Source organism: Vibrio sp. 10N.286.45.E10, from assembly GCF_002874195.2.
Classification (GTDB): domain Bacteria; phylum Pseudomonadota; class Gammaproteobacteria; order Enterobacterales; family Vibrionaceae; genus Vibrio; species Vibrio crassostreae.
The window spans coordinates 109823-124568 of sequence record NZ_MCWD02000003.1; the positions used below are offsets into that span (position 1 = coordinate 109823).

Here is a 14746-nt window from a genome sequence, read left to right on the forward strand (position 1 = left end):
TTTATTATGCTAATTCGTTCAAAATTCTTTCACATGCTTTTCCATCACCGTAAGGGTTATGGGCAAAGCTCATTTTTTCGTACGCCTCTGTGTCCGTCAGTAATTCGTTCAAGTTGCTAACCATTATTTCTACATCAGTACCAACAAGTTTTACTGTACCAGCGCTAACTGCTTCAGGGCGTTCAGTCGTATCGCGCATAACCAAAATCGGCTTACCTAGTGAAGGAGCCTCTTCTTGAATGCCACCCGAGTCAGTTAAAATGATGTGCGCGCGGCTCATTAAGTAGATAAATGGTAGGTATTGCTGAGGCTCAATAAGGTGGATATTATCAATGTCGGCAAGTATGCGATTAACGGGTTCACGTACATTTGGATTAAGGTGCATTGGGTACAGAATTTGTGTATCAGGATGCGCTTTAGCCGTAATAGCAAGCGATTCACAAATACGTTCAAAACCGCCACCAAAACTTTCACGACGATGGCCAGTAACCAAAATAAGTTTTTTACTCTCGTCTAAAAACGGGAACTGAGCAGACAGCGTTGCGTTCAAATCACTATCAGAATCAATTTTATCTTTTACCATCAATAGCGCATCAATCACTGTGTTGCCGGTAACACTGATATCATCAGGGTTGAAGTTTTCTCTTAGAAGATTCTCTTGTGAGGTAGTTGTCGGTGCAAAGTGATACTTGGTTAACGCGCCCGTTAAGCGACGGTTACCTTCTTCAGGCCACGGCGAGTAAATATTGCCCGTACGAAGGCCTGCTTCTACGTGACCTACAGCGATTTGCTCATAGTAAGCCGCTAGGCTTGCAGCAAATGTTGTTGCCGTATCGCCATGCACTAAAACCACATCAGGTTTGAATTCTTCTAGGACTGGTTTAATCTCTAACAAAATACGCGCCGTCACTTCGTTCAGCGTTTGACCGGCTTTCATTAAGTTCAAATCGTAGTCTGGCGTGATTTCAAACAGCTCTAATACTTGGTCAAGCATTTCACGGTGCTGCGCGGTAACACAGCACTTTGCTTCAAAGCGATCATCAGCTGCTAGAGCATGAACAAGAGGTGCCATTTTGATAGCTTCTGGACGTGTCCCAAAAACCGTAAGAATTTTTTTCTTAGTCATTTAAATGAAGTTTCCAACCGACAGGTGAAATTAAAGAAGTGATTTTTTTGTGAGTTTTTACCTCAGCAATGAAAACGTACTGAGACACTTTTTATTCATTTTGAGACAGTCTGTTTTGGACCATCCCTTGTAAAACCTAGATGTTACTGCCTTTTTTAAAACCGCCCCAATAGGCCACAAAAACAGTCTTTTTGCAGCTCGTAGCCTTTTTGACTTGCTCGCCATCCGAATTTGGTCACGCTACCGCCCTTAGGTTTAGCTCCTACAGGCAAGTTTGATGACTTAACCGCTATTATGCGGTTTTCATACGGTTTCTAATTTGCTGCGCATTCTAGCAAAGTAAGTGCATATTGACCAGTTTGAAATTTACCCTACTTGGAGAGACCTCTCACCATCCGTTTATCCAACGAAAACATTGTACGTCTTGTAGAAGCTGGGTTCCTATGTGGTAGCGGTTTTCTTGCGCTGTATTGCAATAGCGCTTTTCTATATCAATGAAAATATTGCCGTTTCGGTACAGCGACACGAAGCTTGGGTTATTGTTTACCGCCAAAAGTTCTTTAATTTCTGTGCGTGTTAGCCCTTGTGGGTAGTGGTTAACCAGCAGTTTCAAGAACTCGCCAATGCGCCCTTCCACTCGCGCTATCTCTTTTTCTAAAATGGTGACTTTTTCTTTTGTTGTCAGTTTTTTTAGGCTGATATCGTCCATTTGCCCTCTCCCTAATTCTACTTTTGTATCTTGACGTTTTTTGTCTGTATTCGCGTTTGTTCTGCCTTCGCCTTTGACTTTCCTAAGCCCTTGGTTTTCAATAGCTTTGGGCTGTGTGAACAAGCGCTTAGTCTGTGAATAATTGAATGGTCATTGCTTAGAATCCGTGCCGGGCGATTTGGATTGAACTAAGGCCTTGATACGTGCTTCGAACGGGTTGGTGGTGCTTTTGGCTTTGTAGTCCGCTAGCGCCTGAGAGACAGGTGTGGGTTGTTTGGGATCCATGGGTTTGGCTGCCGATTGGGGTTTGGCTTCCTTGGTCGATGTAGAATCAGAAGCCCTTGCTGGTTTAGCCGTTCTTGTTTGCTTAGCTGCTCTAGCTTGCTTAAAGACTGGCGATGAGTCTCGCTCCGTTTTGGCTTGGGCGCTTCTTCTTAGCCAGCCATTCACAAAGTGGCCAATGTGCTCAAAGGGTTTGCGCTTATCGGGGTTGATGTACAGCCACGCTTGCATGGCATGCAGTTCTTGCAACACATCTAACTTTGGGTAGGTGCGCTCTAATATGGTGGTGAACTCATGATAAATCGGCGCGCTGCCTTCTTTGGTGAGCAGATGAATCACAGCTTCGCTCTTGGTTTTGATTTCGGGTTTGGAGGTGAAGGGGGAGCTCTCATGTTGTTCAGAACAGATTGGGGGATCAAGAACATCGGCGTCATCTAAGAGGCCGTTTTTCAAGCTCAGCTCTGTTTTATGTTCTTTATGAAAGATTATGTGTGCCGGACGATCACTCTCCGTGCTGGATCTTGAGTCACCCTGGTAGGTGTCTGAATGGTCAGTTTGATCTAAACCTCTATCTGCTTGGTCTAAATCGGCCTGCTGAATGTGGCTGTCGCTGGGTAGGCGCAGCTGATAGATATTGCTGCGCTGGCGTCCTGAATCATCAAAGCGCTTTATCCGCTTCACAAACCCTTGTTTTTCGAGCTCGTTAACGTGTCGTTTCACGGTTCTTACCGACACTTCGCAATATTGCGCCAAGTAATTGAAGGAAGGAAAACACACGCCGCGCGCGTCGGCATTATCAGCAAGTTTTAATAGCACCAACTTGCTGATAGGCGAACCGGTTTTTAATGGGATAAAAGAAAGAATTAGAGAAACACACATGGTTAACGCTCCTTGTTAATTAGTCATTCGTATAGAAATCCATTGATATAAAGGGCATTAACAACACTTTTTGGCGCTTTAGGGGCGAAAGGCCTATGAGATAAGTTGTAAGAAAAGATGTTTGGTTAATCGCCTCGGATATATATGCAACACAAGCCTTATTGATCTGTGATTTTTCGAAGTACTTCTCACTTTTCTGAGTCCCTCTCTTTTCATGCTATTACCGCGAACCCCAATCAAGAATGTTGAAGTACATTGCCCTCCCATGCAGCAATAAGGTGCTTAATGAAGGCGATAGTTTCTCTTTTTATTTCAGCGTATCAACCCGGTATGGCGAGCATCGAGTGCCGTGCTAACTCCCTCACTCAATCACGCCAGCCGTTATTTTTTAATGATAATGATGGGGCTGGCCAAGTACTGAGCTATGAAGCCGGCGGCTACAAAGAAAGCCAAATTGAAGGTTGTTATTTAAATGAGGATGAATGCGGTGACATCCCCAGCTATGAGGATATTTGTTGGATGATCAGCCGAGCGCGGCGCAGGCAGCAACTGGGTTATTACGTGATGTATTTACGCTATGTAAACCACCACTCTGGTTATGCCAAAACCGTAGCCGCCAGTTTGCGACGACACATCGCACTGCACCCTAATTTAAAAGAATCGTTATCAACGTCTTTAACCGCCCATTTACAACAACACGAGGATTTATTTTGTCAAACACTCCACCAGCAACTGATCGAGTTCCACACCAGTCGTTAAAAGCACCTGGCTTGCAAGCGCCTGCTGATTCACAAGAATTGGTTGACTCGAAAGAGCAGGCTAGCAGAGTGGCGCTCATCCCTTCGTTAGAGCCTTGCTTATCTCCTGCTTCCTATTCTCTAAGCTTGGTTTCAGTTTTACTCCGCTTACCTTTTTGTCCGCCCTATTCCTTTATTACAGTGCATTGCAGCGCCACGCCGCCACAGCAATATATAGACGTAGCCGAGATTCGTCGATGGCATAAAAAGAGAGGCTGGCGCGATGTCGGGTATCACTTTGTTATTCGTCGCAATGGGGATGTCGAACTTGGCAGGCCACTGTCGCAAACCGGTGCGCATGTGAAAGGACACAACAAGGGCAATATTGGGGTTTGTATGGTCGGCGGCTGTAATGCCGACCTGCAACCAGAAGATAACTTTACGCTTGCGCAGCGCAAGGCGCTGTTTGGTTTGACTGCTGCACTGCAAGAGCAGTTCTTGATTCCAGATGAGAATGTTAAGGGGCATAAAGATTGGAGGGTGAATAAAGCGTGTCCGGTTTTGAAGATAAAAGCTTAAGAGCAGATACGGGATTCGGGTAAACGAGTAGCGAAAAGCAGGAAGAGCAGTAGCGGGATTCGAGTATCGAGATGCGAAGAGCAGGAAGAGCAGTAGCGGGATTCGAGTATCGAGATGCGAAGAGCTAAGAGAGCGGATGCGAGTGACGGGTAGCGAGATTCGAAAGGCTTAAGAGCAGATGCGGGATGCGAGTAAGCGAGATGCGAAGAGCTAAGAGAGCGGATGCGAGTGACGGGTAGCGAGATTCGAAGAGCGGGAAAGCAGAGATGAAGAGCGAGAAGGTTAGACTGTCAAAGGCTATACATGCGGTCAAAGCCAATCAATAAACCAAGGAGCAGTATGACATTGTTCGGAAGAATATTTGGGAGCCAGTCTTCCATTAACAAAGGGTTAGATGCAATCACCAACACAGGAGATGCGATGTTTTTTACTGATGAAGAAAAAGCGAAGCACAAGCTGGCACTGCTTAAAGCGTATGAACCTTTTAAGTTGGTACAGCGCTACATTGTGTTGTTGTTCACCATTCCTTATGTGGCGCTGCATGTGATGGTTATTTTAGGTTGTATGCACGGCTACGATTGGAAACCGTTGGGGGAAATGACCAATGAAGCGTTTGGTTATCCTGTGCTAGCGGCGATTGGATTGTATTTAACGGGAGGGGTGGTTAAGAAGTAGAAGAGCAGATGCGGGATGCGAGTAATCGAGATGCGAAGAGCTTAAAAGCAGATGCGGGTAGCGGGTAAACGAGATGCGAAGAGCTAAAGAGCAGATTCGAGTGACGGGTAAACGGGATGCGAAAAGCTAGAGGAGCAGATGAGGGTGGCGAGTAAACGAATAGCGAGGAGATTAAGAGCGGGTGCGAGTGACGGGTAAGCGAGATGCGGAGAGACTAAGAGCGGATGCGAGTAGCGGGTAAGCGGGATGCGAAGAGACTAAGAGCAGATGCGGGTGACGGGTATCGAGATGCGAAAAGATTAAGAGCGGATGCGGGTAGCGGGTAAACGGGATGCGAAAAGCTAGAGGAGCAGATGAGGGTGGCAGGTAAACGAGATGCGAAGAGCTAAAGAGCAGATTCGAGTGACGGGTAAACGGGATGCGAAAAGCTAGAGGAGCAGATGAGGGTGGCGAGTAAACGAGATACGAAGAGCCAAAGAGCAGATGCGGGTGACGGGTATCGAGATGCGAAGAGACTAAAAGCGGATGCGAGTAAACGAGTAACGAAGAGATGAAGAGCGGATTCGAGTGGCGCTTTTCGTATCTCGCCACTCTCATCTCGTATCTGCCTTTCAGCTCTTTAGCTCTTATTTTTTCGATACTCGATAACTCGCATCCCGTTACTGTCTTTAGATCTTCGTTTACCCGGTTACTCGCATCTCGTTACTGCTCTTTATTTCTTGTCGCTCGAATACGCGTAGTTGTAGTAACCGTAGCCATATGAGCTTGATGCTTTCTTCTCGATGGCGTTGAAGATAACGCCTTTCACTTCGATGCCTGATTGTTCGAAGCGGTTGCGAGCAACATCGATCTCTTTAATGGTGTTTTGACCGTAACGCGCGACCATTAATGTGGTGCCCGCGAAGGCGCCGACAATACTTGGGTCGGTTACTGCAAGTACGGGTGGGGTATCGACGATCACCAAGTCATACTCTTTTGATGCCCATTCCATTAGCTCGGCAAAGCGTGGGTGCATCAGCAGTTCCGATGGGTTAGGTGGCACTTGGCCGCGAGTAATAATTTCTAGGTTTTCAACTGGCGTAGACTTCACTGATTGAGTGAACTCTTGCTTGCTGCTCAATACATCCGAAAGGCCATTATCCCAGTTAACACCAAAGCTTTGTTGTAGGTAACCTTTACGCATATCCGCATCAATCAACAATACCTTTTGACCCGTTTTTGCGGCTACTGCGGCAAAGTTGGTCGAGATGAATGACTTACCAATGCCTGGCGCAGGGCCAGAGATCATCAAGATATTGTTTTTCGCTTCGAGCATTGCGAAGTGCAAACTGGTACGCAGGCCCCGCAGCGCTTCAACCGAAAGATCAGCAGGGTTCGATTCGGCAAGCAGTGCTTGAGTCCCCTTGGTCTGCTGTTTCTTCGATTTAAAGCGGTTGGTTAGCTCAATCTGTAAATCTGATTTTGGTACCGCGGCGTAAACCGGAAGTCCGATTTGTTCAATTTGGTCTGGGCTTTCCACACCACGGTGGAACGCTGCTTTTACTAATACAAACGCGACGCTTAGCATGCCACCCAGTAGCGTTGCTAATACAACAATCAGTGGCTTCTTCGGTTTAACGGCACGAGCATACGCTTGCGCGTCATCTAAGATACGAACGTTACCAACCGTACCAGCTTTGATGATGCTCAGCTCTTGAACCTTGTTTAATAGCTGGATGTAGATCTGTTGGTTTACTTCAACATCACGTGTCATACGCAGTACTTCACGTTGTGTTTTCGGTAGCTTTTGTACTTGCTTATTTAAGCGCTCTTTCTCACCCAATAGCGTTTTACGCTTATCAAGTAGGGCTTTGTATGCTGGGTGATCTTTAGTGAAGCGCTGGCTGATTTCACTCTCTTTAAACGTCAGTTCATTCAATTGCGCTTCAAGCTCTACCATTACCTTCAAGGTTGATTGCGCTTCTAAACCCAAGTCGATCGATTCGTTCTTTTGGCGGTAGTTGTTTAGCGTATCTTCATAGCCAGTCAGCTCAGACTTGATGCCCGGCAGGTGGCTTTCTAAGAATTCTAGACTCTTTTCTGCTTCCGCTGAATTGCGCTTCACGTTCTGTAAGAAGTAGATCTGGCTGATGTGATTGAGTATCTCAGAGATCTGCTGCTTGTTTTCGCCTTCAAAGCTCAACTTCAGAATACCGGTTTGCTTACCTTGCTCAGACAGAGACAAAGAAGCTTTCAGCCATTCGATCGCTTCTAGTCGGCTTTGTTTACCAATAGAAAATTCAAAACCATTGTGTGATTCAAAACCTGCCACAAACAAGCTGTAGTCGTCGGCAGTGGCTAACTCACCCACTTTGCCTTTTAGGATAACGCGCTCATCGTCGCGAACTAATTGGTAGGTGCCCTGCTCGGCATCTAGGATCTGGATCGTGTGCCCGTAGTCGCTCGCATAGCTTGGCATGTTAAAACGGCTAACCGCAATGTGGTTGATGTCACCGGTTAAGCGAGCAAAGCCTTTGCCAACGATTGGTGCATAGTTAGGTGAGGTCACTGTCGTTAAGTTAAACTTATCAACCGTTTCGCCTAAGATCATACGAGATTTGATGATCTCCACTTCTGTCGTGGCAGAAGATTCTTGAGAGAACAACTCGCCCATGTCACCGACCATCGATGAAATTCCGCCAGAGCTTTTCTCTTCAATTTGGATCAGGGCATCGGCTTTGTATATTGGCGTTGAAAGCAGAGCAAACGCGATACCAAACACAGCAAAAGCAAATGTGGTCAGCATGATTAGCCATTTAGCGTCCAGCAGAATGCCAAGCAGTTTTCCTAAATCTATCTCATCAGAGTTATCTGTATGCGATTGCTGAGAGGGTTGTGTTGTCATTTGTTTGCTACTTCCTAAATTATTGCTATTCAAGAGACGATATATACGCTCCGCGTACTTCTCTTTTATATGATTCTGTTGGTGGCTTAGCCACGCCTACGTTTAGAGCATGACGTTTAAAAAGCTGTCTATTTAAAATCTACTGCATTTAAACCTACAGCTTTTTTGCCCAAGCTTGCGCCGCTTCGTCAATCAGCTTATAAGCATATTCAAACGCTTCACGGCTTTGACGGTGCGGATCGGGAATGTCTTTCTGGCCAATCCACTGACCAAACAGCATGGTTTTACCACGCGCTTCCGGTGATATTTGAGTGAGCGCCTCCATATGGCCCTTCTCCATCACCAATATCAAATCATACTGAGCACAAAGCTGTGGTGTAACTTGCTGCGACTGATGACTTTCAACATCAACACCATTTTCAGCAGCAATTAAGATTGCGGTGTCGTCTGCAGGCTTACCGATTAGACGGCTTTTCTCGGCCGCGATACCGGCAGAGGCCACTTCTTTGTTAGGCAGCAAGTTTTGTAAAACTCGCTCTCCGGTCGGGGAACGACAAATATTGCCCACGCATACGACTAAAATTTTATTAAACATAATGGTCTCTAATTGTATTGGGCTTATAAACTGGGTTTACTTTTAGATGTAAAAATCAGGTTACACGTACAATGCAACCTGATGATTAATTAGGGTTTATTACAAACCAGGGCTTATTACCAATTACGAACGCGCAACATACCTTCGGTTAGGTCGTTGAAGCCTGAAATGGTTGGTACAAGCTGACCAATTACACGGTTCCAACGGCTGATTGGTGCTGCCGTAACGTAAACAATGTCGTAAGGCTTTAAATCAAACTCGGTGCCAATGACTAAAGCTGATGCGTCTTCCATATTCAGTTGGTAGATGTCTGCCATGCGTTCTGATTTATCATCAGAAGTTCGGATCACAAACACACCCGTTGCATCTGCCGTCAGTTGGTTGATGCCACCTACGTTGCTGAGTGCTTCGGTTAGGCTCATGCCGACACGGTCAATCTTCAACAGTTGTGGGTCATTCACTTCACCCATCACGAAGACTTTTTGATTATCGTTACGCGGTACGTGAACAATATCACCGGCTTGCAGTAAGCGGTTTTGAGTTAAGTCACCACGTTGCATCAAACCATAAAGCGAGATATTTTCTTCCACGCCATTACGGGTTAATGAAACATTGCGCCAATCTGCATCTTCAGACAAACCACCAGAGCGGTTCACGGCATCTAGTAAAGTTAATGGAATATTAGTAATCGGCTGTTGGCCAGGTTTTGAAACCTCACCCGTAATGTAGGTTTTCTTAGAGCGGAAGGCCGCTACATTAACATCAACCTGAGGGCTCTCGATGTACTTAGCTAAACGAGTCGCAATATCCGTACGAATTTCACGAACGGTTTTTCCCGCCACTTCGACTGTACCAATGTAAGGGTAGAAGATGGTGCCGTCTGCATGGACCCAGTTACCGGCTTCTGCGCTACTACGGTAAGAGCCCGCTGGAATCGTCAGTTCAGGGTGATCCCAAATGGTGATGTTTAATATGTCACCGACACCCACTTGATATTCATACTTTGCAATATCAACATCTAATGTCGGGTTAGCTTGGGAAACCGATAAAGATTCTTTTCGGTAACTCGATACTGATTGCGCTGTCAGTGGGTAAAGGTTAACCACGTCAGAGATATCAGATTCTTGCTGTTCCTCTGAAGGCTGAATCACATTCTTGTTGCCAGTAGAAAGGTGAGTTCCTGGAGTAGTACACCCTGCAAGCAATGCAGGAAGGAGCGCTAAAAGGAGACGATTTTTATTAATCTTCATGTTAACCAAGTCATAGAAACGGAATGTGTCGTGATATCCCAAAGGACACCCAAAGAAGTTAGAGCAAACAATTTTATCAGCTACGCAGCATTTAATAGAGTTAAGGAAGGCCACTATCGTGATCTCGCTTCCATCTTAATGTCAAAGATAGGAACGCTACCGCCCCTTGATATTCCGCGACATCACACTGCGTAGTTAATCTGCCCCTATCAATATGGAATTTGAATAGGCGTATTTTGTCTAAGGCGTAGCAAAAAAGTGTGCTTGCATACGGTTAGTTTAATCCGTAAGCATTATCCACAAATTGTGGTTATTATCAACCTAGTTGAATGGTTAAAGAGCAGATACGAGATTCGAGTAAACGAGATGCGAAAAGCCTAAGGGCAGATGCGGGATGCGGGTAAACGAGATGCGAAGAGCTTAAAGGCAGATGCGGGATGCGAGTGAACGAGATTCGAAGAGCTTAAGAGCAGATACGGGATGCTAGTGAACGGGATGCGAAGAGCTTAAGAGCAGATGCGGGATGCGAGTGAACGGGATGCGAAGAGCTTAAGAGCAGATGCGGGATGCGAGTGAACGAGTGGCGAAGAGCTTAAGAGCGCAAGAGCGCAAGAGCAGATGCGGGATGCGGGATGCGAGTGAACGAGATTCGAAGAGCTTAAGAGCGCAAGGGCAGATGCGGGATGCGGGATGCGAGTGAACGAGTGGCGAAGAGCTAAAGAGCAGATGAGAGTAGCGAGATACGAGTAAACGAAGAGCTAAGAGATAAGAGCAGGTTCAAATCTCGATTATTCAAAACAGCTCTTTCCCGGCTCTTCGTATCTCGCTACTCGTTACCCGTATCTATCTTTTCTCGCTCTTCGTATCCCGTCTACTCGTCACCCGTATCTATCTTTTTTCGCTCTTCGTATCCCGTCTACTCGTCACCCGTATCTATCTTTTTTCGCTCTTCGCATCCCGCTTACTCGTTACCCGAATCTATCTTTTCTCGCTCTTCGTATCCCGCTTACTCGTTACCCGCATCTGCTTTCAAGCTACTTCACGCTACTTCACGCTACTTGGTCTTTGGAACCAAGGTGAGCGAGCATCGGTTTGATCGAACAAGTTGTATTGCTTATTCAGCACTTGTCCGCCATCACGCGTGATCGGTAACCAGGTAAAGCCAGCGCGGCTTGAGCTTGGTTTCACTGTGACTAAATCAAACGGAATCGATACGTAGAAGCCTTTGGTGTAGCTGCCTTCACCGTATTCTTCGGTTGTCATATCGGTTAAGCTGACAAACGCACCGGCAATCACGCCACTCTTGAACTGCTTAGAGAAGTCGACACGAGTACCGATATCACCCGCAAGGAATTTACCCACACCGACTTTCAGTAAGGTATCGCTCAAGAAGTCCCATTGTGGAGTGTAGTAACCGGTAATAAAGCCCGTCGTGCCTTTATCGACCACTTTATACGTTCGGCTGCTGTCGTCTGGGTTGACTTGGATCTCTTGATCAAACGTACCAAACCAGCTTTCAGGGTCTCGTTGGCTGATCGCGGTCATGTCTGCGCCAATCGCCCAGTTTTGGTTGAATGGGCGGTAAAGAATTTCACCACCTACGCCAGCAAACATGCTCTCTAGGTAACCACCGTAGGCTTGGGTGTAGACACCGCTGCCGTAGTCTTCAAACCAAGTCAGCTGTAAGCGATCTAAGCGAACTGGATCGTCAACGTAAGAGCGGAACAAGGTTCTTACCCTTGGTGTTTGGTCAGTGCCGTCTGATGGGACGGTATAGTTAAACTTGTCGTAGTTATCGATTAAGTTAACGTACAAAGAGCCCGACAATTCAACATTGTTTAACGCCCAGAACGAAGCATTGGTGTATAAACCCAGACTGTATAAGTAGAAATTTTCTGCTGAACCGAACGATTGAGCTAAATTTGGTGAAATCGACACATCGAATCGTTCACGCCCGTCATGATAGATAACGGATTTCTTGCGCTCTAATTCGTGAGTATCGGTTGCATCACTGGTTTGAGCATTAAGATAATTGTTATTAGCGGCCGCTTTGAACGCTTGAGCATCTACCGTCGTCTCTGTGAGTTCCATCGATTTATCATTTTCGATGATTTTGTAGGTGTCGATGTAACTCGGGACTGCATTCGCGATAACCGTTGCACCGCGTTCAAGAGCAATATCTCTGTCTCGGTATTTAACTTGAGTACCTTTTACTACAATGCTGTTATCGTCGACCAAGATTTGCGCTTGTTCATAGCCAGCAACCGTTTCAAGCTGTTCTGCGAGGGCCCCCATATCAATATCGTCCACCGCCTCAACACCACTCGGGCGCAATTCGGCTGTTTCAGTATCTCTCCACACAGAATACATTTCATTGAAGTTAGTCGAGAGATCGAAACCAAGGGTTAAAGTATCGCCTCGCTCATAGCTGACTTTCGCTGAGCCCCAATCAGTGAAACGGTACACAGCACCCACGTTCCATGGCGTATGTTGTGTCATGTCGACACCACCACGTACTACTGGGAAATCTTGAGAGTAATCATTGCCATCGTATTCAAGCTTCAAGGTTAAAGGCTTATAAGGGGTTTGATATTCAAAACCACCATAAATTGCTGCATCACCTTTAAACCAGCGTTCAAAGTCGACACTGCCACCATTACCTTTGGTGTCAGATGGACGTTCACAATATTTGTCACTGGCTTTGCACAATGGGTTAGTGAAGTTGCCACTGGTGCCCATGTATCCCCAAGCCATGCCCAAGGTAAAATCAACAGGGCCAAAGCGTTTGGTGGCCGCAACAAATTCACCATCAAATAGCCCAGTACCACCAAAATCACGCATACCGACTGATACTTCAGGCAAGTAGTACCCTTCTTCGATCAAACGCAGTTTAAAGTCGATACCTTTATCTGTGTATTTGGTACAACCACTGAATGAGTTTTGAGAGCAATCTTGGTCCGTGCCTCCGCTATAAAGCAGATCTTGTACTTGTGTATAACGAATGGTGGTTTCAAGCCAAGGCATCACCTGTAGGCTGACGTTATAAAAATGGTATTCATTGTTAAACGAGGCACTAAAGTTAAACTCGCCTTCTGGTGCCATTCGGCCTGTTGGCATTTGCATTAAGCCAACACCACCAAAGTTCATTTGTGATGTTTTGTATTCGGTGTCGTCGAATGATGATTTTTCTGCTCGAATCGAAGAGGAATCAATGGCTGTTTCGGCAAAAACCGTCTCTGCAAAAACAGAAGCGCTACTGGTCATTAACAAGGCGCAGGTAACCGATGTGCACACTGCCGATAGAGGGAATGATTTCTGTTTCAGCATTACAGGCCAACCTTATGACGTAGCAAATCGACAATATCTTGGTTCAACGTTGAGTATTCTGATGGCAAAGAGTAAAACGCCATAAATACGATGGCACCTGGTGCTAGGTAAACCGGCTGTTCGTTCCAGTAAGCGTATTGAATGGTTTGTACCACGCCATCAGGCTGAACAACATAAGCCACGCTTTTATCTGCGGATTCACCAACAAAGCCGTTCGGCAATGCATCGAGATAATCATTCAAGGTTCCATGCTCAATCAGATTCATTGCTACCGACTCTTTCATTGCCCCCATCAACTGAATTGACGTTGGTCGTTGTGGTAAGTACAAAGAAAAGGCTTGGGTTTGACTGGCTGACGGCTTGTTAGTATGAGAACTTGAAACAAGCAGTGGATTCTTATCTGATTGCGAGATAACGGCATTGCGGTCTAATTCAATAAAAACTCGATTGAGATATTGGAAAGAGGCTAATTGTTGGCGCACTAGGTTTGCTTCTGGCTCTTCTCTTGCGAAAGCTTCAAGCTGGTTCAGCACATTGCGCTTTTTTGTTTCGATAGCTTGATGGGCTATGTTAGATTCGTTAGCTTGAATATTGGTTTTATCAAACAGTTGAGCTGAAAGGGGGAAATAACCAATGCTGCCGCTAGCGTTCGCGTCGTCTAACACCTGAAGCAATCGAACGTTAGCTTTATACTCAAGCGTCACACCCTGAAGAGGAAGCTCGATTGTAGTTTTAATCGAAGGCGTAACAACGTTAGATGCCGTAGAAGCGTAGCTAAAAGTACACAGAGATAACAGCGCACTCAACGTCAACAGAGCTCTCCTCGTTAACGTAGATCTCACCGTTAACAGAGCTCTCACTACTGGCAACCGACGCCCCGTCATTTTTGATGTATGGCTAATATAATTCATCATTTTAGTTCATTACCCTGTTCGTTAATTGCTTTGATAATGCTTAAGGACGGTTAACTCAAGCCTTGTCATATCAGGGCCTAAATACTGTATGGTTTTGAGCACTTTTCCTTTGCCGTCGACCCAATACTCGTTGGTCATCTCTTGCTCTAACATTGGGAAGTAAATTTTTTCTTGAAACTTCTTGGTATCGATAGACGCTAACGGTGTTTCTACCGTTTGATTCCCTGCATACGTTCGGGTGATATTTGCTTTATAGCCAAATCGATAGTTAGGTTGCCAGTCGTAAACCGCTTGCCACTTTTGGGCGCCGGGGTTCGCTGACACATCAAACGCAGAAGAAGAGTCTGCTGACGAGTTATTTGCAGACGAGTACTCATCCAACTGTTGGAATGCTAAGCCTGAAAGGTTTCCGTAAGGAAGCAATAACGTTTGTACGATGCGTCCATTTTCAGTGACGATCATCGCTTTGTCAGAAGACATCCACTTTAACTGCTCTGCGCCCGTTTGAGGGTTTTCACCGACGTACGCTAAGACCATGAAGATTTTACCTTGGTCATTCACTTCCGCGTAAATGCTGGAGTACGGTAAGGTTTGAATGTATTCCTTCGACAGCTCAACATCAGAGCTTCCAAAAAAGGCTTCATCAAAAGTAGAATTGACGTCTTGAAACTGCTGAGAACAACCAGCAAGAAAAAGACCAAGAGATATGATTAGAGGTTTAAGCATGGCGAGTTCTGCTTCCTAGCAATCTGGTTGCTGATGTTCAATATGGAAAATTAATCCATTAGA

At 45.8% G+C, this 14746-nt stretch carries 12 protein-coding genes; 3 read left to right on the plus strand and 9 right to left on the minus strand.

Annotation, left to right across the window (positions count from 1 at the left end):
* Nucleotides 1-4: 4 nt before the first annotated feature.
* The 3 genes from wecB to BCU34_RS21770 all read right to left on the minus strand — a co-directional run bounded on the left by wecB (nt 5) and on the right by BCU34_RS21770 (nt 2996).
* The gene (wecB, locus tag BCU34_RS21760) at nt 5-1126 is read right to left on the minus strand and encodes a non-hydrolyzing UDP-N-acetylglucosamine 2-epimerase (RefSeq protein WP_102478641.1); all 1122 of its coding nucleotides are present in this window, start codon (nt 1124-1126) and stop codon (nt 5-7) included.
* A gap of 388 nt (nt 1127-1514) precedes the next feature.
* On the minus strand, nt 1515-1835 hold the full coding sequence (locus tag BCU34_RS21765; protein ID WP_102478640.1) for a hypothetical protein: 321 nt from the start codon (nt 1833-1835) through the stop codon (nt 1515-1517).
* Nucleotides 1836-1985: 150 nt separating this feature from the next.
* Entirely contained in the window at nt 1986-2996 is a 1011-nt protein-coding gene (locus BCU34_RS21770) for a helix-turn-helix domain-containing protein (RefSeq protein ID WP_102478639.1), read from the minus strand.
* 285 nt (nt 2997-3281) lie between these two features.
* On the opposite strand from BCU34_RS21770, the gene BCU34_RS21775 reads away from it, so the two are divergent.
* From BCU34_RS21775 to BCU34_RS21785, 3 genes are all read left to right on the plus strand, one after another.
* Nucleotides 3282-3755, plus strand: coding sequence for a hypothetical protein (locus tag BCU34_RS21775; protein WP_102478638.1), 474 nt, complete (start codon nt 3282-3284; stop codon nt 3753-3755).
* A gap of 11 nt (nt 3756-3766) precedes the next feature.
* Complete coding sequence (locus BCU34_RS21780; RefSeq protein WP_102478637.1) at nt 3767-4312, plus strand: N-acetylmuramoyl-L-alanine amidase; 546 nt, start codon at nt 3767-3769, stop codon at nt 4310-4312.
* A 339-nt stretch (nt 4313-4651) separates the two neighbouring features.
* Complete coding sequence (locus BCU34_RS21785; protein ID WP_017063134.1) at nt 4652-4987, plus strand: hypothetical protein; 336 nt, start codon at nt 4652-4654, stop codon at nt 4985-4987.
* A 712-nt stretch (nt 4988-5699) separates the two neighbouring features.
* On the opposite strand, the gene BCU34_RS21790 is transcribed toward BCU34_RS21785, so the two are convergent.
* From BCU34_RS21790 to BCU34_RS21815, 6 genes are all read right to left on the minus strand, one after another.
* On the minus strand, nt 5700-7871 hold the full coding sequence (locus BCU34_RS21790; protein ID WP_102478884.1) for a polysaccharide biosynthesis tyrosine autokinase: 2172 nt from the start codon (nt 7869-7871) through the stop codon (nt 5700-5702).
* Between the two features lie 154 nt (nt 7872-8025).
* Nucleotides 8026-8466, minus strand: coding sequence for a low molecular weight protein-tyrosine-phosphatase (locus tag BCU34_RS21795; protein WP_102478885.1), 441 nt, complete (start codon nt 8464-8466; stop codon nt 8026-8028).
* Nucleotides 8467-8582: 116 nt separating this feature from the next.
* Nucleotides 8583-9716 (minus strand): polysaccharide export protein, encoded by a 1134-nt coding sequence (locus tag BCU34_RS21800; RefSeq protein WP_102478886.1) that lies wholly within the window; start codon nt 9714-9716, stop codon nt 8583-8585.
* Nucleotides 9717-10760: 1044 nt separating this feature from the next.
* The gene (locus tag BCU34_RS21805; RefSeq protein WP_102478887.1) at nt 10761-13043 is read right to left on the minus strand and encodes a YjbH domain-containing protein; all 2283 of its coding nucleotides are present in this window, start codon (nt 13041-13043) and stop codon (nt 10761-10763) included.
* Nucleotides 13043-13957 carry a capsule biosynthesis GfcC family protein gene (locus tag BCU34_RS21810; RefSeq protein ID WP_102478888.1) on the minus strand — a complete coding sequence of 305 codons (915 nt, stop codon included), beginning with the start codon at nt 13955-13957 and terminating at the stop codon, nt 13043-13045. Before BCU34_RS21810 ends, BCU34_RS21805 begins: the two co-directional genes overlap by 1 nt.
* Before the next feature lie 21 nt (nt 13958-13978).
* Complete coding sequence (locus tag BCU34_RS21815) at nt 13979-14683, minus strand: YjbF family lipoprotein (RefSeq protein ID WP_102478889.1); 705 nt, start codon at nt 14681-14683, stop codon at nt 13979-13981.
* Nucleotides 14684-14746 lie beyond the last annotated feature (63 nt).

Bases quoted from the DNA above. Each gene is read 5' to 3' on its own strand.
- BCU34_RS21795 (WP_102478885.1), bottom strand. From the start codon at position 8,466: ATGTTTAATAAAATTTTAGTCGTATGCGTGGGCAATATTTGTCGTTCC.
- BCU34_RS21785 (WP_017063134.1), top strand. From the start codon at position 4,652: ATGACATTGTTCGGAAGAATATTTGGGAGCCAGTCTTCCATTAACAAA.
- BCU34_RS21815 (WP_102478889.1), bottom strand. From the start codon at position 14,683: ATGCTTAAACCTCTAATCATATCTCTTGGTCTTTTTCTTGCTGGTTGT.
- wecB (WP_102478641.1), bottom strand. From the start codon at position 1,126: ATGACTAAGAAAAAAATTCTTACGGTTTTTGGGACACGTCCAGAAGCT.
- BCU34_RS21765 (WP_102478640.1), bottom strand. From the start codon at position 1,835: ATGGACGATATCAGCCTAAAAAAACTGACAACAAAAGAAAAAGTCACC.
- BCU34_RS21805 (WP_102478887.1), bottom strand. From the start codon at position 13,043: ATGCTGAAACAGAAATCATTCCCTCTATCGGCAGTGTGCACATCGGTT.
- BCU34_RS21775 (WP_102478638.1), top strand. From the start codon at position 3,282: ATGAAGGCGATAGTTTCTCTTTTTATTTCAGCGTATCAACCCGGTATG.
- BCU34_RS21790 (WP_102478884.1), bottom strand. From the start codon at position 7,871: ATGACAACACAACCCTCTCAGCAATCGCATACAGATAACTCTGATGAG.
- BCU34_RS21770 (WP_102478639.1), bottom strand. From the start codon at position 2,996: ATGTGTGTTTCTCTAATTCTTTCTTTTATCCCATTAAAAACCGGTTCG.
- BCU34_RS21810 (WP_102478888.1), bottom strand. From the start codon at position 13,957: ATGATGAATTATATTAGCCATACATCAAAAATGACGGGGCGTCGGTTG.
- BCU34_RS21800 (WP_102478886.1), bottom strand. From the start codon at position 9,716: ATGAAGATTAATAAAAATCGTCTCCTTTTAGCGCTCCTTCCTGCATTG.